Raw genomic sequence first — 20514 nt, forward strand, 5'->3', positions numbered from 1 at the left:
GGGCCACCAGCCACCGCAGGATCTAGAATACGTGCCCCTTCAGACACCAGCCGCCCCCCGTGAAACCGCTGCGTCCCCCATGCCGGAGGAAACCCTGGCAGGCCTGCCCGCCATGGCCCCCGACGACATGGCCGACCGCGCAGCCGAGGCCGCTGCCTTTCTGAAAACCCTGGCCCATGAAGGCCGCCTGATGATCCTGTGCCACCTGGGCACCGGCGAAAAATCCGTTGGCGCACTGGGAACCCTGCTGAGCATGCGGCAGGCGGCAGTCAGCCAGATGCTGGCGCGGCTGCGCGACGAAGGTCTGGTGCAGACACGGCGCGAGGGAAAGACCATCTACTACGCGCTGAAGAACCAACACACCGAAGAAATCATCGCGCTGCTGCATCGCCAGTTCTGCAGCCCCGACTAGCTGCGCCGCACCCGACCCACAGCAAACAGCCTGTTGCACAACCCGGTGGTCTGTCCAGTACTCTGCGGCTGCGCGCACCAAGACCTGTCGCGTTCATTTTCTTTCGCATGTTTCAGATGCGCTAGTGGCTCACGTAGCCAGACACCACCTGCAACAGCTTGAAGGCTGTATTGGCGTCGTTCTCCACCACCGACAGGAACTCTTCCTCGCCGATCCGCAGGCAGGTCAGCTCTGTCTCTGCCACCATGCTCAGGGCGCGGGGTTCCTTGCGGATCAGCCCCAGTTCGCCCACCAGATGCCCTGGCCCGACCGAGGTCACCAGATGATCGGCCTTGCCCTCTTGTGGCAGAAACAGCCCCGCCTTGCCGTCGATGATCATGTAGACACCATCGCTGGCCACATCGTCCTTGTGGAAGACCGTGTCGCCTGCCTCGGCGGAATACCAGCGCGCGCCAAAGGCAAGCAGCCGCAGCTGTCGACGGTTCAGCCCGGAAAACAGCTCTGTCTGTTCCAGCGCACGCAGCTTGCGCGCCAGATCCTGGCTGGCGGCGCTGTCTTCTACGCTTTCCTGCTGCGCCTCATCGCTGACCAACCTGCCCTGCCGCAACTCGAAATGGACATCAAAGACATCCACATTCTCAAAGCCGACCTCAAGATAGATCAGCGTCGTATCCGGCAACAACTCGCGCAGGTTTTTGTGAACCGCAATCCGGGTCTCAATATCATAGCTGCTCAGGGCCCCATCCAATAGCAGGATATCAGGCCGCTTGATTGTCGCCCGCGCAAAGGCCAGTGGCTCTGCATAGCTGGCGGGCAGCCCCTGACCGCCAATTGCGACCGGCAGGTCAAAGATCAGCTCTACCACCATGTCCCGGCCGCCATTCTCTACCAGGACCTGCGCTACCAGACGGCGGACATCATCGCCGCGCGCGCCGGAACTGTCAGAGATTTTCCCAAAGAGCGCATTTTCCAGGACCGTCAGGCCCGGCGCGAATGCCTCCTCGTCCAGCCGTACAACGACATCCGACAGGCTGCCCATCAGATCATCCGCGTGGTTTTCGCGAAACTCCAGAATGCGCGCCTTCATATCATCACTGAAGGCCGGGCCGATCTGCTCTGCCGAGATACTGAAAGGGACAATCATCAGCTGTGCCAGTTCTTGATGGCCCAGCGCACCGCCCCCGTTGGCGCGGGTTGTATCCACCAGCGCCGAGGCCCGTTCGTAGGCCCTAACATCCAGCCCCAGCTTGCGAAACAGCGGATGATCGGTGCCGTCCATGCCAAAGATCTGGCGCAGGATGTCCACGACATCTTCAGTCAGCGCCACCAGGTCATCCACCAGTTTCAGCGCCTGCAGCCGGTCGAGAAATTCAACATGCCGCTGCAAGAGCTCTTCCGAGATCGGCTCTCGGAGGGTGGCATAGAGCAGGTTTTCCGCCACCGGCAGCGCCGAATTATACCTGTCTGGTGCCAGCGCATGGACCTGGCTTGTCAGCCCCGCCTCTTTGAGCGCGGCACGCACCTTGGGACGCAGGTCAATCAGACACTGCGCCAGCCTCGGGTGCAGCTTGGGGTCAAAATGTTGCTCCATACCGCGGCGAAACAAGGCGCTATCAGTGCCTATCCCCGCCAGCAACTGCACCCACCAATCGCGCAGGTCATGCGCCGAAGAAAAGCCCGCCAGGCCCGGATCAAGCCAGGGCGCATCAAAGGGATCGGCGCTGTTCCCTGCCTGCTGCGCGGCGCGATAACGCTGCACATCGCGCGGTTCCCCCTGTGGGCGAGAGCGCATGGGCATCATCACGTTGTCGCCAAAAGAGCCCTGAAACAGCACCGGACGCGAGGTCACATGGCCAACCCGCAGCGCCAGAACCGCCTGATGGATCGAGCGCAAATCCACATCTGCAATCGTCACCTTGCCCGCCGAGGGCAGCACTTCACGGGTCAGCAACTGGGCCAGCGCCCGCCGGTCTTCTTCCGACGGGGCAGCAATGCCGATAACCTTGCCCCCAGGCAGGCAGGCATTCAGATCCTCCAGCACCAGGTTGCCATCAGCATCACGCACATTGACCGCATCCAGCACGATATCGCCGCGCAGCCGGATCTGCTCTTCCGGTTCGCCGATCATCAGCTCTTCGCGCACCATGCCTGGCGGGGCAAACCGTTCCAGTATCACATCCCAACGCAGGGACATATCCTGGGTCTGGTTGTAATAGGTCAGCAGTTCTTTCCAGGGCGACGCAAGATCCTTATAGGCCGCCAGGGCCGCCACCAAAGCCCCAAGAGAGACCTTCCCCTGCAGCACCAGATAGCCGCCAATCGCATAAAAGAAAAAGGGCGTCAGATTGGTAATGAAGTTATTGAGAAACTTCATGAAAAACTTTTTCTGATAGATCTGGAAGCGGATATCATACAGATGCCCCAGCCGATCCGTGATCGCCGCCATCCGATAGCGCCAGCCGCCATTGATGCGCAGGGTCGCCGCCCCTGCAGCGCTTTCACCGATTTCAGAGGCCAGGGCGCGCACCTGGTGGATGCGGGTCTTGTTCAACACGTTGATCTGACGCTGCAGCATCGGGATCAGCCAGCCCTGCAAGGGGATCAGTGCCACCGCCGCCAAGCCAAACCAGAGACTCTGGCTGAACAGAAAAAACAGAATGGTCGCCATCTGCCCGGCCTGCAAGACTGGCTGACTGACCGCATCGCCCATCAGCCCGCCCATCGGCTCGCTCTCAGAGGTGATCATCGAAACCAGTTCCCCCTGGCTCACCCTTTCGAAATAGGGCTGCGGAAAGCGCAGCACGCGGGCGATCAGAGAATAGCGAAAGCGGCGCAGCATCCGTTCGGCCAGCACCCCCTTCATGGTGTTGATCCGCATCTTCAACAGTCCGTGCACCAGCACCGAGATCAGGAATGCGCCGCACAGGATCCACAGATAATTCAGCTGCGCGATATCGTATCCCAAAAGATCAATACTATCGCTTTGGGCACCAATCGCGTCATTGATGATCCGCTTTGGCAGTTCCAGCGTCAGGTAGAGCAGTGGAAAAAGACAGGTGGTGACCGCCAGTAAAAGCACTTGATCACGTTTGGAATATTTCCAGATAAAGCGGAACAGGGAACGTTCTATGGGACAGCTCCAACTCTGGCTGCAACAAAAGGGATCTTTCATGACTAGCGCGGATTACCCCTGACAGGCAATGGCCGGTTGGCGCTGTGATCTAGTTCACCTTCGCATAACCCCAACCGTGATAAGCAGTATTTGCCAGCCCGCCAAAAACCCGTATGGTTTCACTTAAGTTGTTCATCACAGGGGATCGCATTGCCAGGACTTGTCGGATCAGTATTGACCTTGCTCTGCCTGTTGCAGATCAAACATCTTTTTGCGGATTTCTTTCTGCAAACCCCCAAGATGCTCTCTGGTCGCGATACCTATCTGCATACTGGCCGCGCCCAACATGCCGGGGTTCATACGCTTGGATCGATTGCGGTTTTTGTGCTGATGGGGGCTAATGTCGGCTTTATCCTGCTGATTTGCCTGGCGGAATGGGTGGTGCATTTCCACATCGACTACGGCAAAGCGCACTATTCCGAAAAGAAGGATCTGACCCCACAGCAGGCGATGTTCTGGCGCGCCATGGGCACCGATCAGTTTTTGCATCAACTTACCTATCTTGCCATGGCGGCCATCTGGGTAAAGTGTACCTTCTGGTAACCGCCAAGGCTGCCTGCTCCGTCCCACCACCGCAGGGCGTAAGCCAACATCAGGATGTTATGGCACCACCGGGCAATCACGTTTGATGGTGCGCAGCACCACGTTCGTTTGGGCGCTGGCCACCGCAGGTAGCCGAAACAGGAAGTCTTCCAAAAAGCGGTTGTAGGCCTCCAGATCCGGCGCCAGCACCCGCAGGTGATAATCCGACTGGCCGGTGGTGGCATAGCACTCCTGCACCAGGGGGCTCAGCTCGACAGCGCGGATGAATTCTGCTAATTTTTCCGGGTCATGGCGGGTCAGATGTACATGCACGATGGCGTGAAACCCCAGCCCCATGGCAGGCGCGTTGACCACGGCGCCATAGCGTTCGATTACGCCGGTTTCTTCCAACGTACGCACCCGGCGCCACAGGGCCGAGGCCGACATGCCGACCTTTTCGGCCAGATCTGCATTCGAGATCCGGGAATCTTCCTGCAAAAGGCGCAATATCTGCCCGTCGCGCGCGTCCAAAACCTGCATATCGAATAAAAACTCCGAATAAGTCCAATATTTCGGTACAGATATCCAAAAAAAAGACCATATACAAGAAATCAGGCACCGTTATCCATAAAAGTCGAAATATTCTGTCATCCAAACCACCATATTTCATCCCAGCCCCGCAAGGACCGCCAGAATGACCAAGCTGAGCCATGACTTTCGCAGTTATAAACTTGATGACCGCTACGCCCGGAACGAGGGGCGCGTGTTTCTGACCGGAACCCAGGCTCTGGCGCGGGTGATGCTGGATCAGGCGCGGCGCGATAAAACGGCGGGGCTGAACACGGCTGGGTTTGTCTCTGGCTATCGCGGATCGCCGCTTGGCGCGGTGGATCTGGAGTTTTGGCGGTCGCGCCAGCGGATGGAAGATAACCGCATCACCTTTATGCCTGCCGTCAACGAAGACCTGGGCGCCACTGCGGTATTGGGCGCGCAGCAGGCTGTCCTGGATCCCCACTGCGAAGTCGAAGGCGTGTTTTCGCTCTGGTACGGCAAGGGCCCCGGCGTGGATCGTTCTGGTGATGCACTGAAGCACGGCAATGCCTATGGGTCTTCCGCCAAGGGCGGCGTGTTGGTGGTCGCAGGTGATGACCACGGCTGCGTCAGCTCCTCTATGCCGCATCAATCGGATGTGGCGTTCATGTCGTGGTTCATGCCGGTGCTGAACCCGGCGGATATCTCTGAATTCCTGACCTACGGCGAATATGGCTTTGCCCTGTCGCGCTATTCCGGCACCTGGGTTGGCTTTAAGGCGGTATCGGAAACGGTGGAAAGCGCGCGGTCGGTTGAATTGCAGCCGGATCGTGATTTCACCTACCCAGAGCTGCCCGACTATCCCGGCGGGCTGCACATTCGTCGTGCCGACCTGCCCTCGCCCGAGATCGAGACCCGCATTCGCGCCAAGATCAAAGCGGTACGCACCTTTGCCGAGGCCAACCCGATTGATCGGCGCATCTATGACGACGACAACGCGAAATTCGGATTTGTTACAACTGGCAAGGGCCATCTGGACCTGATGGAAGCCCTGCGCCTGCTTGGCCTGGACAAGGCGGCCTGCCGTCGCCTGGGCATCGACATCTACAAGGTTGGCATGGTCTGGCCCCTGGCCCGCCCAGAGGCCCTGCGCTTCATGCGCGGCAAGGAAGAAGTGCTGGTTGTCGAGGAAAAGCGCGGCATCATCGAAAGCCAGTTCAAGGAATATTTCTACGATTGGCCCGGCGACAAGCCCAAAAAGATGGTTGGCAAATACGACAGCGCGGGCGAACCGCTGATCCCCTGGACCGGAGAGCTAAGCCCGCTGATGCTGGCCCCGATCGTGGCGGCGCGTCTTGATAAGTTTTTTCCCGGCGAAGACCTGCCCGCCAAGGCCTCCGCGCTGCTGGCCGAGCCACCCAAGCTGATCAATGTGCCCGGCGCCAATCGCACGCCCTATTTCTGTTCCGGCTGCCCGCATAACACCTCGACCAAACTGCCCGAGGGCAGCGAGGCCAAATCCGGTATTGGCTGCCATGTGATGGCCAGCTGGATGGACCGCGAAACATCAGGCTATGCGCAGATGGGCGGCGAAGGCATCACCTGGACGGCGGCCTCGCAGTACAATGGCGGCAAGCATATCTTCCAGAACCTCGGCGAAGGCACCTGGTATCACTCTGGCTCGCTCGCCATTCGCCAGGCAGTCGCGGCGCATACCAATATAACCTATAAGATCCTGTATAACGACGCGGTTGCCATGACTGGCGGCCAGCCCGTTGATGGGCCGGTCAGCGTGTTGGGTATCGCCCAGACCTGCCGCGCCGAAGGGGTGCAGCGTATCGCCCTGCTGTCTGACGATATCGACAAATTCAACCGCAGCGATTTCCCCAGCGGCACCACCTTCCACGACCGCGCCGATATGGATCACGTCCAGCGCGAGCTGCGCGAGATCAAGGGCGTGTCGATCCTGATTTACGAGCAGACCTGCGCCACGGAAAAACGCCGCCGCCGCAAGCGCGGCACCATGGAAGACCCCAAGAAATTTGCCTTTATCAATGATCTCGTTTGCGAAGGCTGCGGCGACTGTTCCATTGAAAGCAACTGCCTAAGTGTCGAACCCAAGGAAACCGCCTTTGGCCGCAAGCGCAAGATCAACCTGTCCAGCTGCAACAAGGATTTCTCTTGCCTGAACGGATTCTGCCCCAGCTTTGTCACCGTTGAAGGTGGCGCGCGGCGCAAGAAACAGCCTGCCGGGCTGGACCGGGGCGCGCTGGCGGCAAAACTGCCCCAGCCTGAACTGCCAGCACTCGACAAGCCCTTTGACCTGCTGGTCACCGGCGTTGGCGGCACCGGGGTTGTGACGGTCGGCGCCCTGATCACAATGGCGGCCCATCTTGAGGGCAAAGGGGCCAGCGTGCTGGATTTCACGGGCTTTGCGCAGAAATTTGGCACTGTTCTCAGCTATATTCGCCTGTCCGACAGCCCAGACAACCTGAACCAGGTGCGGATTGATCATGCGGCGGCGGATGCGGTGATTGGCTGCGATGTGGTGGTCAGCTCCGCGCCCAAGGCCTCGGCCCATTATCGCGCCGGCACCCGTATCGTGCTGAACCGCGCCGAAATGCCCACCGGTGATCTGGTCCTACACCGCGATGCCGATCTGATGGCAGGCCTGCGCGAAAAGGAAATCGCCACCGCCGTTGGTCCGGAAAACCTGTCAGGTTTCAACGCCAATGAAGCCGCTGAAACTCTGCTGGGGGATGCAGTGCTGGCGAATGTGATGATGCTGGGCTTTGCCTGGCAAAAGGGTCTGGTCCCCGTCAGCGCCACGGCGCTGGACCAAGCGATTGAACTGAACGGCGTCGCGATTGAAAAAAACCGCCTGGCCCTGACCATCGGTCGCGCCATGGCCGTCGATCCAGATCTGGTCTCGCGCTACTATGCCGAAACGCCCGAAGCCGAGGAAAGCCTGGAGCAAATCATCGAGCGGCGCGCAGTCTTTCTTGCCGGCTATCAAGATGCCGAATATGCCAACCGCTACACAAATACCCTGGAAGAGTTCCGCGGCCAGCTGCCCAAGGACAGCGCCGATGAGCTGACGGAGGCGGCGGCGCGGTCTTTGTTCAAACTGATGGCTTACAAGGATGAATATGAAGTCGCCCGCCTGATGACCAGCACTGGCTTCAGCGATCAGCTGGCCGAGGAATTCGAAGGCGACTACAGCGTCAACTACCACATGGCACCGCCGCTATTATCCCGCAAGAAAGACGCCCGTGGGCGGCCGCTCAAAAAGCGCTTTGGTCCCTGGTTGCGCCCTGCCCTGTCCCTGCTGACGCGGGCCAAGCGCCTGCGCGGCACCTCGTTCAACCCCTTTGGCTATCACGAGGAAGCCCGCCTGCACCGCAGCCTTTTGGACTGGTACGAGGCAGCCCTGCGCAGCGTCAGCACGGGGTATGACAGCAAAAAGCACAACGACTGCCTGGCGATCCTGACCGCGCCGATGGAAATCCGCGGCTATGGCCCTGTCCGCCTGGAGGCCGCCCGCAAGCATCGCGCCCTCGCCGAGCAGTTGCTGAAAACGCTCTGATCAGACAGACACCCGCGCGTAATCATAGAAAATGGCCCCCACGTGGGGCCATTTTCATCTGCCCCGATCGCCAGCGCGTTTTCCTGTCACAGGTCCCAGTATTGCAGGGTGAAAGCGGTGAATTCTTCCAGTTCTGCCGCGCTTGGCTCGCAGCCGGTAAAAACCTTGAGATACTGCGGCGTCATTTCCAACCGATGCGCATGGCTTTCATTGGGTTCGGCCATGTCATAGCCAAGCTGCATATAATACAGCACCTTGGCGCGGGTCATCGCCTCAAGTGCGTCATACCCATACCGCAAAAACATCTGGGTCAGCGCCTCAACCCGGCGGGCATCCGAACGATCCAACAGGCTGCGCACCTTGCCCGAGCGGCGCGCCCAGTCACGCACCGCAAAATCCAGCGCGGTGTTGAACAGCGCCGGATTGGCGATGCAGTGAAACACGTTCAAGACCGCGCCGGTGATGGCCTCGGCCGGGGCCTCTGCGCGGGATACCATGGCGGCGGTATTGGTCTGTTCCCAGGTTTTCAGCAGCGCATCCAAAAGATCCTGGCGTGACTTGAAATACCAATAGAAAGAAGACCGTGACACATTCATCCGCTCGGCCAGGGCCAGCACCTTGACCTGATCCACCCCGTCAGAGATCAGCACATCCATCGCCACATTCAGCCAGTCATCCCGCGTGACTTTGACATTGCCGACAAGTGGCGCGGCGCTGGGGTTATCGCGGTGCAAAAGCGGCTTTGGCGGCATATGGTGAGATTTCCTGTTGCGGAGCGAAGCCGCATCCTGCGGATCCCTCCCTCAATTGTCCAGCCTTGTCACCGCCCCCACATTATATCTGGGCGCTTGGACGGGCCTTGATCGCCGCGTGCCAGGCCAGGCTGGCGCTATTTTCTTCGGGAATGCGCTGCTTGATGACGCGGGCGAATTCAACAAAGACAAAGGCGGAAATATCCGCCAGGGTAAAATCGTCACCGGCCAGATAGGGGCTTTCCTTCAAGCGCTCTTCCAATAGGGCGAAAAAGACCTGGGTGCGCGCCTGTCCACGCGTCGCCAACTCGGGAAGCTGCGCATAGTTGTCGGGGCCGGGAATGGCGCGATCCTGAAAGGCGGGGTGGGTGTTGCGCAGCGTCTCGGCAATGGGCATGCCGCCTTGCTGTTCGACAATGGCATTCCACATCAGCACCAGGCCCTTTTCATCGGCGGTGCGCCCCATCAGGGCCGGTTCAGGGGTATGGGCCTCCAGATAGGCGGCAATTCCAAGGTTTTCGGTCAGCACCGTACCCGCATCCGTCACCAGCACCGGGATGGTGGCGCGCGGGTTTACCGCAAGAAACGCCGCCCCCAGCTGCTCTCCCTTGGCGATAGAAATGTCGTGGCTTTCCGGCGCAAGGCCTTTTTCCGCCAGAAACATCCGTGCCCGGCGCGGGTTTGGCGCGGTGGAACAATCGTAAAATATCATCAGCTGGCCTCCTTGGTTGCAGGCCAGCCTAAAGGGCTTTGCGGGCAAACCTCCAGCGTAACCAAACGTCCGACCGTGCTCTTGGCATCGCTCTCGACGCTTTAGGCGTCCCGACGATAGATAAAGCAACGCCCCGCGACCGCTTCGGAAGGCAGTGGCATTTCGCGCAGCGCGTCAAAATACATCCGGTCCGAAGAAACCATCAAACCACCCACCGCCAAGAGCGGCTCGACCAGAGGTGAGATAAGCCGGGCGAAAGCATCGTTTTTGTCCCGGTTATGGCCGCCCAGGTCCGCGTGAATGAGGCTGGCCGTCGCGCCAAACCGCTTCAACGCCGCTGGCAGGGTTTCGCGCACATCGCCCAGGATGACACGATCTTCTGGCGGGGTGCTGTCTGGATGCGAGGCAACAGCGCGTTCAAAGACGTACAGATCCCGCCCCGTCACATTGTGCTTCATGTGGTGATAGGTGCGCCCGTTGCCCAGGCCCAGTTCGAACACCGGTCCCGAAAGGGATGCCGTCTCGCGGATGCCAAAATCCAGACAGGCGCGTTGCGACACCATGCGATCAATAAAAAGGTCTAGTCGGGTGATCATGGCAGGTCTCCTTTGGGCAGCTGATGGTGCCGGCTGATCTTGGCGGTACTCCAGCCCGCCACATACCCACCCTGCCTGTCAGATCTTGGCACAAATGTGTAGCACTTGCCGAAGATCACCGGCAGCACAGGACAATATTGTGTCCCTAGGGTGCCGCTGGATCAGTTTTCGACCCGCAACCCCTTTGTTTGGCAAATGGGATTTGACTAGACCGTCGCCACCGCGCCATGGTGAAGCCAAAAAACAACCGAACAAGACGGGACCGTTATGACAGGGACAACACATCACGGCAGGCGGCGCTGAATGGTGCCTTTGCTTTCTGTAAGAAACCTTACCATCGGCTTTGGCAAGGATGACCCTGTCGTGCGTGACGTCAATTTTGATGTCGCCGAGGGCGAAACCCTGGCGCTGGTTGGCGAGAGCGGATCCGGAAAAACCGTGAGCTGCCGCGCGGTGCTGCGCGTTCTGCCCAAAGTTGCCCAGATTCGCAGCGGCAGCATCACCCTTCGCAATGGTACGGGCACTACTGATTTGGTCACCCTGCCGGAACGCGCCATGCGGGATCTGCGCGGCAATCAGATTTCGATGATCTTTCAGGAACCAATGCGCTCTTTGTCGCCGCTGCACCGTATTGGCAACCAGGTGGCAGAGGTGCTCTGGCTGCATGGCCGCAAAAGCGAGGCCAGCGCCAAGAAAGAGGTCCTTGCCTGTTTTGACCGTGTCGGCTTTCCCGATCCCGAACGCACCTATAGTTCCTATCCGTTTGAACTGTCTGGCGGGATGCGGCAGCGGGCGATGATCGCAATGGCCATGGTGGCCAAGCCCAAACTGCTGATTGCGGATGAACCAACGACGGCGCTGGATGTGACAACACAGGCGCAGGTTCTGGGCCTGATGAAGGAATTGCAACGCGATACCGGCATGGCAATGATCCTGGTCACCCATGACCTGGGCGTGGTTGCCAATATGGCGGAACAGGTGGTGGTGATGCACAAGGGCCGGGTGATGGAATCCGGCGCTGCCGAACCGCTGCTTTCTACCCCGGCCCATGCCTATACCCGCGCGCTGATGAAGGCGGCGCCGCAAATCCCCGCCAATGTCGCGCCCAAGCCGATAGAGCCCACTACCGACCTGATCCTGGAAATGAACGCAGTTTCAAAGACCTATAGCATGCGGGCAGGCAAGGGCTGGAAGGCCCCCAGCCTGATCTATGCCTGCTGCGGCATTGATCTGCATCTGCCGCGCGGCAAGACGCTGGCGATTGTCGGCGAGAGCGGATCGGGCAAGACCACCGCCGCGCGCATTGCCCTGGGCGCCGAGCCGCCTGATCAGGGCGGGCAGGTGCTGTTTCGGCCGACCAAGGGCGCAGATCCGATTGAGGTGCACCAGATGGACCGCACCGCGCGCACCGCCTTTCAGCGCGAGGCGCAGATGGTGTTTCAGGATCCCTATTCCTCGCTCAGCCCAAGGATGCGGATTTTTGATACCATGGTTGAACCGCTGGAAATCCACCGCATTGGCAGCCGGGCAGAACAGCGCGACAAGGCCGCCGAGATGCTGCAGATGGTTGGCCTTGGAAGGGATATGCTGCAGCGCTATCCGCATGCGTTTTCTGGTGGCCAACGCCAGCGCCTGTCGATTGCCCGCGCCCTGATGCTGGATCCTTCGCTGCTGGTCTGCGACGAGCCCACCTCGGCGCTGGATGTTTCGGTGCAGGAACAGATCCTGCGCCTGTTGGAAAGGATCCGCGACCAGAAGCAGCTTTCATATCTGTTTATCAGCCATGATCTTGCCGTGGTGGCGCGCATCGCCGACGAAGTGGCGGTCATGCGCCGTGGGCTGGTGGTCGAACAGGCCAGCCCGGAAACTCTGTTCCACAACCCGCAACACCCCTATACTAAGGCGCTGATTGCGGCGCAGCCCGAACCTGACATTCATCGCCCCATTGATCTCAAGCTGGTGGCGCAGGGGGCTGGCAGCCCGGAAAATTGGCCAGAACATTTTCGCTTCGCAGGCTATGATGCACCGCCGCTGGTGCCGCTAGAGCCCGGACACAAGGTACGCTGTCATGTCTAAGCCACGCCTCATCCAAGCCCGTAAATTTGCCAGGTCTTTGGCCTGCTCTGTCGCTGCTGCGGCCTTGACGCTGATGGCAGGCGCTGCAGCGGCTGGCCCCAGCTTTGTAGAAAGCAGTTTCTGGCAGACTGAAGTGGACATAGGCCACCTGCCGCCGGTGTCTGAACGACTGCCGCATATTCCATTGATTGTAGACCTAGCTGCCAAGGGCCGCAGCTTTGGTCAGCAGGGCGGTACGCTCAACACCATGGTCACCCGCTCCAAGGACATCCGCCAGATGGTTGTCTACGGCTATGCCCGGCTGGTGGGTTATAGCGAAGACTACCAGCTGCAGCCCGATATCCTGCACAGTTTCGAGAATGTCGGCAACAGGCGCTTCACGCTGAATCTGCGCCCTGGCCACCGCTGGTCCAGTGGCGATCCCTTCACCTCTGCCGATTTTGAATATTGGTGGAAGGATATCGCCAATAATCCGCTGCTCAGCCCCGCCGGGCCGCCTGATTTTCTCTATGTGGATGGCGGCCTCCCCCGGGTCAGCTTCCCGGATGAAACCACGGTGATCTATGAATGGGACCAGCCCAATCCGCAGTTCTTGCAAAGCCTGGCCCAGGCACGCCCGCCCTTTATCTACCGCCCCTCGGCCTATCTGAAGCAGTTTCACGCCGACTATACCGATGCCGAAAGCCTGGCCGCCGAAGTCGACTATGCCCGCGTCAAAAGCTGGGCCGCGCTGCACAACAAATACGACAACATGTACAAATACGATAATCACGAGCTGCCCACCCTGCAGCCCTGGATCAATGCCACCCCCGGCAAGCGGATCCGCCATCAGTTTGTGCGCAACCCCTACTACCACAGGGTCGACAGTAAGGGCGTGCAGCTCCCCTATATCGACACCGTCGAAATGGAAATCGTTGCAGGTGGGCTGGTGGCGGCAAAATCCAACGCGGGCCAAGCCGACCTACAGGCGCGTGGGCTGGGCTTTCGGGACATCCCGATCCTGCGCAAGGGCGAAACAGAAGGCGGCAATTACCAGACCTATCTTTGGGGCACCGGCGCTGCTTCGCAGATCGCGATCTACCCCAACCTAAATGTAAAAGACGCGGTCTGGCGCAGTGTGCTGCGCGATGTACGGGTGCGCCGGGCGCTGTCACTTTCGATCAACCGCCCGGCCATCAACAGGGCGCTCTATTTCAAACTGGCCAAGCCCGGCGCCATGACCGTGCTGGAACAAAGCCCGTTTTTTGACCCGATGCTGCGTGACTCCTGGGCCTCTTTCGACCCAGAACTGGCCAACCAGTTGCTGGATGAAGCCGGGCTTACGGAAAAAGACGGCTATGGCATCCGTATCCTCCCCGATGGCCGCCGGATGGAACTGGTGGTGGAAACCGCCGGCGAGCGGCAAGAGGTGGAAAACGCGCTGCAAATCATCACCGATGACTGGAACGATGTCGGCGTCAAACTGGTGATGCGCCCGCTGGACCGGGATATTTTGCGCAATCGGGTGTTTTCCGGCACCACCATGGCATCGGTCTGGTACGGATGGGACAACGGCCTGCCACAAAACCATACCTCTCCGGCCTATCTGGCACCGACAGATCAGGTGTTTCTGGCCTGGCCCAAATGGGGTCAATATTACCAAACCAACGGGACCTCTGGTGAAGCGCCTGACATGGAACCCGCTCAGCGTCTGCTGTCACTGTTGCACGACTGGGAAGCCGCCGAGAATGACAGCGACCGCGCAACCGCCTGGCGCCAGATGCTCAAGATCCATGCCGAGCAGGTCTTTGGCATCGGCATCGTCGCGGCGGCACCGCAGCCGGTGGTTGTATCAAACCGGTTACGCAATGTGCCCAAACGCGCCATCTGGGCCTGGGAACCCGGCGCCCATTTTGGCATCTACCGCCCTGATGAGTTCTTCTTTCAGGATGGTGAAAGCTGATGCCAATTCTGCGCTACGCCCTCTATCGCTTTGGCACCATGCTGCTGACGCTCTGGGTGGTGTCCATTCTGGTGTTTGCCATCATCAACCTGCCGCCGGGGGACTATCTGTCCAACCAGATTGCTGAACTGCGCGCCAGCGGCCAATCAGCCGGTGTGGCCAAGGCCGAATTTCTGCGCAGCGAATATGCCTTGGATAAACCTCTCTGGCAGCAGTATTTCATCTGGGTTGGCTTTTTGCCGGGGCCGCATGGGTTTTCCGGCTTGATGCAGGGCAATTTTGGCTGGTCCTTTGAATTTGACAGTCCCGTGGCCGAGATTGTCGGTGACAGTCTCTGGTTGACCGTGTTGGTCAATCTGGCTGCTGTTATCTTTGTCTATGTCGTGGCCCTGCCCCTGGGCGTGCTGGCAGCAGCGCGGGCGCGCAGCTGGGTGGACTACACCTCGGCCTTTGTCGGTTATCTCGGCCTGGCCACACCCAACTTTCTGCTGGCGCTAATCCTGTTTTACTATGGCCACCGCTGGTTTGATCTACCCATTGGCGGCCTTATGGATCCCAGTTTGGAAGGTCTGCCGATGAGTTGGGAGAAGGTGAAATCCATCCTCATCCACCTGATTGTGCCAACCTTCGTGATTGGCACCTCCGGGGCCTCGGCGATGATGCAGCGGCTGCGAGCCAATATGCTGGACGAGCTGGGCAAACCCTATGTGGAAACCGCCGTGGCCAAGGGCATGTCACCGTCCAGGATGCTGGCAAAGTATCCGCTGCGGGTGGCCTTCAACCCCTTTGTTGCAGATATCGGCAACCTGCTGCCGGCAATGATCTCCGGCTCGGTGTTGGTTTCGGTTGTTCTTGGGTTGCAAACCATCGGCCCTACCCTGCTGACAGCACTCAAGACGCAGGACATGTTCCTATCCGGATTTGTTCTGATGTTTGTGGCGCTGCTGACCCTGATAGGAACGATGATTTCCGATGTCCTGCTGGTCCTCTTGGACCCCCGCATTCGATATGAGGGGCGCAAAGCATGACCCAATTGCCTGATGGACGCTTTGTAGACGACGCCCCCTATGATCCCGACGCCGCCCTGCAAGAGCTGGAGCGCAAGGATCTGGACGCCCCCAACTGGGTGCTGATCTGGCGCAAGTTCAAGACCCACAGGCTTGGCCTGATTTCCGGTGCCTTCTTGTTGTTCTGCTATCTGCTGCTGCCGGTGATTGGCTTTATCGCGCCCTATGGCCCGAACCAACGCCTGAGCGAGCATCTCTATGCTCCACCGCAATCCATCAATCTGTTTCATGAGGGCGAATTCATTGGCCCCTTCATTTACCCGATGACATCCGAAGCCGATCTGGAGACATTTCAATGGGTGTTCAAACCGGATCTCGACACTCCGCGCAAATTGGATTTTTTCTGCGAGGGAAAGACCTATCACATTGCCGGGCTGATCCCCTCTGACACCCACCTGTTCTGCGCGCCCAAAGGTGCAACCGTGTTCCTCTGGGGCTCTGATCGGCTGGGCCGCGACATCTTCAGCCGCATCCTCTATGGCGCGCAGCTGTCGCTGACGGTTGGCCTGATCGGGATTTCGGTCTCCTTTGTTCTGGGGATCTTCTTTGGGTCTGTTGCGGGGTATTTCGGCGGCAAGATCGACTGGGGGATCAACCGGCTGATCGAAGTCCTGCGCTCGCTGCCAGAGCTTCCTCTGTGGTTGGCGCTTTCGGCGGCGGTGCCGTCTAACTGGTCGCCGGTGGCGGTGTTTTTCATCATCTCCATAATCCTGGGAATCCTGGATTGGCCGGGGCTGGCGCGCTCTGTCCGGGCCAAGTTCCTATCCCTGCGCGAAGAAGAATATGTGCGCGCCGCCGAAATGATGGGCGCCTCCTCTGGGCGGGTCATTCGCAAACACCTGATCCCCAATTTCATGTCGCATCTCATTGCTTCCGCGACCCTGTCGATCCCGGCGATGATCTTGGGGGAAACCGCGCTGTCCTTCCTCGGGCTGGGGCTGCGCGCCCCCGCAGTCAGCTGGGGGGTGATGCTCAATGACGCGCAGAACCTCGCCTCGATCGAGATCTACCCCTGGACTGCAATCCCGATGCTGCCGATTGTCATCGTGGTACTGGCCTTCAACTTCTTTGGCGATGGGCTGCGCGACAGTCTCGACCCGTATCAGCAGTGACCCGGTCGCAGTTCCTGCCGCTGCTCCCCACACCGGGCAGCTATCACGTCACCGGAACGGGACGCTACACCAGCGCCTTTGCGGTAAGCGAACTCGCCAATGCCTGCTTTGCCGCCGTAGGGCAACAACTGGCAGAGTTGATGCAGGCAGGCGGGCTCAGCCACGATCTGCCCCCCGTCACGGTGAACCAGCGCCTTGCGTCCCTTTGGTTTGGCTACAGTTTTGCCGCGCAGGACTGGGACCTGCCAAGCCTATGGGATCCGATAGCGGGGAACTACCGGTGCAAAGACGGCTGGATCCGGCTGCATACCAATCTGCCCCATCATTGTGCAGCTGCCCTCTCAGTCCTGGGCTGTGCCAAAGACCGGGCAGCCGTGAGCGCAGCGGTCGCCACATGGGCCGGCGAACAGCTCGAAACTGGGATTGTCGCCCAAGGCGGTGTCGCTGCCTACATGCGAAACCGGGCGCAGTGGTTGGCCCATCCGCAGGGGCGCAGTGTCACCCAGGAACCTCTGGTGCACTGGGGCGCGCCGCGCCATGTCACCCCGCGCTCGCGCCCCATGGCCTCTGCGGCACGCCCTCTGGCAGGGCTGCGGGTGTTGGATCTGACACGGGTCCTTGCCGGACCAATTGCCACGCGTACCCTGGCGGGCCTTGGCGCAGAAGTGTTGCGGATAGACCCTCCTGGCTGGGATGAACCCGGTGTTATACCCGACATTTCCCTGGGCAAGACAATGACCAGCCTCGACCTGCATGACCAAACAGATCGGCACAGATTCGAAGAGCTACTGGCACAGGCCGATGTTCTTGTGCATGGCTACCGTCCCGGCGCGCTGGATGGCTTGGGCTATACAGGGGCAACCCGCACAGCGCTGGCGCCAAACTGCATCGAGGTAAGCCTCAATGCCTATGGCTGGAGTGGCCCCTGGGCGGAGCGGCGCGGCTTTGACAGCCTGGTACAGATGAGTGCAGGGATCGCAGACGCTGGCGCGCAGTGGGCCGAAACGGACAGACCAACTCCACTGCCTGTCCAGGCGCTGGATCACGCCACCGGCTACATGATGGCGGCGGCCGTGCTGCGGGCGCTAAAATCTGCAATGCTGGAAAATCGCGCCGCCAACGCGCGTCTGTCCCTGGCGCAAATGGCAGAGCAGCTGGCGCAAACGCCGCATCACCTTGACGGCCCAGCGCTTCACGCCGCAGAGGCAGACGACTATGCATGCGAGATCGAAAACAGCACCTGGGGGCCCGCGCGACGCTTGAAACCCGCCCTGCAAGTTGGTGGGACCCGGATGTATTGGGATCGCCCGGCCCAGGCCTGCGGCAGCGCCCCGGCCCGCTGGTCAACAGCCTAGATCCACCAGCCCTGCAGGCAGCGCCCCGCCGGGCCTCTGGCCCGGCGCCCGGCCCAACGCCAGACGAGGCGCGTCAGCGGATCGGATTGGGGGCGGGAGCCCCCCCCCCTTGTTTAATCTCTCATATCAGGGCGACAGCGTTTCGCGTTTAACGCGCCGCATCATTCATACCCAACGCAGGCCTCATCAACGCACCTCCTGCGCTGTCTTGCGGTCCCGAACGGCCTTAGCGGTCGTCGCCACCGCCATTGACATCCATGATGTCTTCATCAATTGCCGCCTGCACCCCACCAGCAATGGCTTCCCGCTTGTGCTGCGGGATGTCGTCCACCTGATCCTCGGCCAGCCGTACCGTGACTTCGCGATGGGCAAATTTGATGCCTTCGCGGGCAAAGAGCTCGCGGATATCCTGATAGACCCGCTTGCGTATCAACCACTGATCTCCCGGTTTGGTCATGAACTTGACCCGGATGATCATCGCAGAATCCTGCATTTCAATGACCCCCTGCGATTTCAGCGGCTGCATGAAGCTGTCGCCGATCACCGGATCGCTCAACAATTCGTTGCCCAGCTTCTTGATCAGCTTGCGCACCTTGTCGACATCGGTGTCATAGGTCACCCGCAGCGGCAGCTTCATCATCACCCAATCGCGGGAATAGTTGCTCAGCACCTTGATTTCACCAAAGGGAATAGTGTGCAGCGCGCCCAGATGATGGCGCAGCTGGAACGAACGCACAGAGATCTTTTCCACCGTGCCCTTGACCTCGCCGATGTCAATGTACTCCCCCTTGCGAAAGGCATCATCCATCAAGAAGAAGGCACCCGAAAAGATATCACGTACCAGCGTCTGCGACCCAAAGCCAACCGCCAGGCCAACCACCCCAGCACCTGCAAACAGCGGGCTGACATTGATCCCAAGCTCCATCAGCACAATCAGCACCACCGCAACCACAACCACGGCCAGGATGACCCCGCGAAACAGCGGCAACAGGGTTGCCAGACGGCTGGCCCCACCATGGCCGCCTTCGTCACCCAGCTCGGCCTCTTGCACATCGCCGGTTTCTTCCTGGATCTTGCTGTCGATCCAAATTCGCGCCGCGTGATAGACAATATAGCCCAGAAAGGTGATCACGATCACATCAAAGGCGCTTTCCGCCGCGCTTGTCTTCATCCATTTGGCTTCTGGGTTCCAGACCATGACAAGCGCATAAGCCCCAACCAAAAAGGACAGGATCCCGGCAACCCGGCGGGCCAGATCCTCGATACTGGCAACCGGGTGGCGCTGCCCTTCGGACATTGCCTGAATTTCATCCTCTGAAATCCCCCCCTCTAGGTCCTCGCCCGCCGGTACGGAACCTACGCCCTCGGCCCCAAGGGCCGGGTCGCGGGCCAGCTTTGCTTGACTGCGCCGCCCATAGGCCTCGATCCCGTAGTTGATAACGCCATAGACCACCAGAATGGAGGTCAGCACCATATAGGTACCCGCCATCAACGGCATCGACATTTCGCGCTCCAGCACCAGATCGAACGCCAGTTTGAGCCAGCCAAAAATGACATAGATGACGAGAACAGGCGCCCAGAGCATCGACAGCGCGCGCAACAACCAGGAGCATTCCTCCTTCGGGCGGCCCGCCCGGATCCCATTGCTGATGGCACGGGCATTAACGGCGATCAAAACCAGGCTGCCCAGGGTGCCCACCAGGGCCAGGATGCCAGAGACCAGCGCATAAACATTATAGTTCAGGCCAAAATCGCCAACCCAGGTGGCAAAGATCAGCGTAAAGACATCATAGGTCGCCAGCAACGACGCCGAAATGTAAAGTCGCTTGGCATCCCTGTCCGAAAAGACCGGCATTCGGTATTGGCTCAGATAGGGCGACAGGACCATGCGCCACAGGTCCGATACCGTGCGTGAAACAAAGAAGGCGGTATAGATCGCGGTCACGGTAAATTCGATCGAACTGTCGCCCGAGGCACCAAAAATCAGATAAGAGACCGCAAGGGCAAAAACCATTGCAAAGAGCGTGCCGCCAACCCCCATCAGGAATCGGAAGATCAGGAAGGGCATCTTTTCATAGTAACCTTCCGGTTGCGCCTTGATCCGGGCCTGGACATAGCGCTTGGCAATCCGCTTGCCGTAGATTTCCACCGACAGCCAGCGCCCGATCATCAGAAACAGCAGGCTCCAGCCCAAAACCTCTACATAGGTCATGATGCGGCCATCGGGGCTGGTCTGGCGCAGGATATATTTCATCTCGAATATCGAATAGGGCAACGCCTCTAGCCGGCTGCGCAACTCCTGCCGGAAGGATTGCAGCTCCGACTGCGCCTTCATCAAGGATGAGGCCCCCTCCATCGGCGGGCTGCTCGCCCCGGTGCCGGGCGGTGTCACGCCTGTTCCGGTCAGCTTGCCACTGCCATCGACGATGATCACGCCAAGGCCGCTTTCTGTTGCCAGTTCAACCGCGCGCGCCACCGGATCGACAGGATCGGTGGAATCGCCCGGCACCGCTGCACCGCCTTCTGTTGCCGTGGCAGACTGTTGCGCCTGCGCGCCCTGCGGCATCAAACTCGCGGCAGACCAAAGCAGCAGAAACAAATAAATAGCGCGCAATAGACCGTTAATCATGGCAGGAAAACTCCGAGTACAATGCCATCAGGCTAGCCTCTCCGTTGCGC

14 protein-coding genes are annotated in these 20514 nt (G+C 59.7%); 8 read left to right on the top strand and 6 right to left on the bottom strand.

Translation table 11 applies throughout. The features are described from left to right. Positions 1-79 precede the first annotated feature (79 nt). On the top strand, positions 80-412 hold the full coding sequence (locus P2081_RS13630) for an ArsR/SmtB family transcription factor (RefSeq protein ID WP_417700783.1): 333 nt from the start codon (positions 80-82) through the stop codon (positions 410-412). Between the two features lie 121 nt (positions 413-533). On the opposite strand, the gene P2081_RS13635 is transcribed toward P2081_RS13630, so the two are convergent. Then, a complete protein-coding gene (locus tag P2081_RS13635) occupies positions 534-3584 on the bottom strand; it encodes an ABC transporter transmembrane domain-containing protein (RefSeq protein WP_278923431.1) in 3051 nt (1016 codons plus the stop codon). Positions 3585-3734: 150 nt separating this feature from the next. Between P2081_RS13635 and P2081_RS13640 the strand changes: the two genes are divergently transcribed. Then, positions 3735-4127, top strand: a complete 393-nt coding sequence (locus tag P2081_RS13640) for a DUF3307 domain-containing protein (protein WP_278923432.1) — start codon at positions 3735-3737, stop codon at positions 4125-4127. A 57-nt stretch (positions 4128-4184) separates the two neighbouring features. On the opposite strand, the gene P2081_RS13645 is transcribed toward P2081_RS13640, so the two are convergent. Beyond that, positions 4185-4646 carry an Lrp/AsnC family transcriptional regulator gene (locus P2081_RS13645; protein ID WP_278923433.1) on the bottom strand — a complete coding sequence of 154 codons (462 nt, stop codon included), beginning with the start codon at positions 4644-4646 and terminating at the stop codon, positions 4185-4187. Positions 4647-4800: 154 nt separating this feature from the next. Here P2081_RS13645 and P2081_RS13650 point away from each other — a divergent pair, with 154 nt between their 5' ends. Next, positions 4801-8223, top strand: coding sequence for an indolepyruvate ferredoxin oxidoreductase family protein (locus P2081_RS13650; protein ID WP_278923434.1), 3423 nt, complete (start codon positions 4801-4803; stop codon positions 8221-8223). 86 nt (positions 8224-8309) lie between these two features. Here P2081_RS13650 and P2081_RS13655 read toward each other — a convergent pair whose 3' ends face one another. From P2081_RS13655 to P2081_RS13665, 3 genes are all read right to left on the bottom strand, one after another. Continuing rightward, complete coding sequence (locus P2081_RS13655) at positions 8310-8975, bottom strand: TetR/AcrR family transcriptional regulator (protein ID WP_278923435.1); 666 nt, start codon at positions 8973-8975, stop codon at positions 8310-8312. Positions 8976-9057: 82 nt separating this feature from the next. Further along, a complete protein-coding gene (locus P2081_RS13660) occupies positions 9058-9687 on the bottom strand; it encodes a glutathione S-transferase family protein (protein WP_278923436.1) in 630 nt (209 codons plus the stop codon). A gap of 101 nt (positions 9688-9788) precedes the next feature. Next, on the bottom strand, positions 9789-10283 hold the full coding sequence (locus P2081_RS13665) for a class I SAM-dependent methyltransferase (RefSeq protein WP_278923437.1): 495 nt from the start codon (positions 10281-10283) through the stop codon (positions 9789-9791). A 303-nt stretch (positions 10284-10586) separates the two neighbouring features. Between P2081_RS13665 and P2081_RS13670 the strand changes: the two genes are divergently transcribed. The 5 genes from P2081_RS13670 to P2081_RS13690 all read left to right on the top strand — a co-directional run bounded on the left by P2081_RS13670 (position 10587) and on the right by P2081_RS13690 (position 17835). Then, positions 10587-12359: an ABC transporter ATP-binding protein gene (locus P2081_RS13670; protein WP_278923438.1), complete on the top strand. Its 1773-nt coding sequence runs from the start codon at positions 10587-10589 to the stop codon at positions 12357-12359. A 73-nt stretch (positions 12360-12432) separates the two neighbouring features. Further along, entirely contained in the window at positions 12433-14301 is a 1869-nt protein-coding gene (locus P2081_RS13675) for an ABC transporter substrate-binding protein (RefSeq protein WP_278923544.1), read from the top strand. Further along, entirely contained in the window at positions 14301-15329 is a 1029-nt protein-coding gene (locus tag P2081_RS13680; protein WP_278923439.1) for an ABC transporter permease, read from the top strand. Before P2081_RS13675 ends, P2081_RS13680 begins: the two co-directional genes overlap by 1 nt. Continuing rightward, entirely contained in the window at positions 15326-16480 is a 1155-nt protein-coding gene (locus P2081_RS13685; protein WP_278923440.1) for an ABC transporter permease, read from the top strand. Before P2081_RS13680 ends, P2081_RS13685 begins: the two co-directional genes overlap by 4 nt. Next, a complete protein-coding gene (locus tag P2081_RS13690) occupies positions 16477-17835 on the top strand; it encodes a CoA transferase (RefSeq protein ID WP_278923441.1) in 1359 nt (452 codons plus the stop codon). Before P2081_RS13685 ends, P2081_RS13690 begins: the two co-directional genes overlap by 4 nt. 226 nt (positions 17836-18061) lie before the next feature. Here P2081_RS13690 and P2081_RS13695 read toward each other — a convergent pair whose 3' ends face one another. Beyond that, positions 18062-20464, bottom strand: coding sequence for a mechanosensitive ion channel domain-containing protein (locus P2081_RS13695; RefSeq protein ID WP_278923442.1), 2403 nt, complete (start codon positions 20462-20464; stop codon positions 18062-18064). Between the last annotated feature and the right edge of the window lie 50 nt (positions 20465-20514).

This window comes from Pseudophaeobacter profundi (assembly GCF_029697505.1).
GTDB classification, from domain to species: domain Bacteria; phylum Pseudomonadota; class Alphaproteobacteria; order Rhodobacterales; family Rhodobacteraceae; genus Pseudophaeobacter; species Pseudophaeobacter profundi.

Bases quoted from the DNA above. Each gene is read 5' to 3' on its own strand.
- P2081_RS13635 (WP_278923431.1), bottom strand. From the start codon at position 3,584: ATGAAAGATCCCTTTTGTTGCAGCCAGAGTTGGAGCTGTCCCATAGAA.
- P2081_RS13630 (WP_417700783.1), top strand. From the start codon at position 80: ATGCCGGAGGAAACCCTGGCAGGCCTGCCCGCCATGGCCCCCGACGAC.
- P2081_RS13660 (WP_278923436.1), bottom strand. From the start codon at position 9,687: ATGATATTTTACGATTGTTCCACCGCGCCAAACCCGCGCCGGGCACGG.
- P2081_RS13670 (WP_278923438.1), top strand. From the start codon at position 10,587: ATGGTGCCTTTGCTTTCTGTAAGAAACCTTACCATCGGCTTTGGCAAG.
- P2081_RS13665 (WP_278923437.1), bottom strand. From the start codon at position 10,283: ATGATCACCCGACTAGACCTTTTTATTGATCGCATGGTGTCGCAACGC.
- P2081_RS13645 (WP_278923433.1), bottom strand. From the start codon at position 4,646: ATGCAGGTTTTGGACGCGCGCGACGGGCAGATATTGCGCCTTTTGCAG.
- P2081_RS13650 (WP_278923434.1), top strand. From the start codon at position 4,801: ATGACCAAGCTGAGCCATGACTTTCGCAGTTATAAACTTGATGACCGC.
- P2081_RS13685 (WP_278923440.1), top strand. From the start codon at position 15,326: ATGACCCAATTGCCTGATGGACGCTTTGTAGACGACGCCCCCTATGAT.
- P2081_RS13695 (WP_278923442.1), bottom strand. From the start codon at position 20,464: ATGATTAACGGTCTATTGCGCGCTATTTATTTGTTTCTGCTGCTTTGG.
- P2081_RS13680 (WP_278923439.1), top strand. From the start codon at position 14,301: ATGCCAATTCTGCGCTACGCCCTCTATCGCTTTGGCACCATGCTGCTG.
- P2081_RS13675 (WP_278923544.1), top strand. From the start codon at position 12,433: ATGGCAGGCGCTGCAGCGGCTGGCCCCAGCTTTGTAGAAAGCAGTTTC.
- P2081_RS13655 (WP_278923435.1), bottom strand. From the start codon at position 8,975: ATGCCGCCAAAGCCGCTTTTGCACCGCGATAACCCCAGCGCCGCGCCA.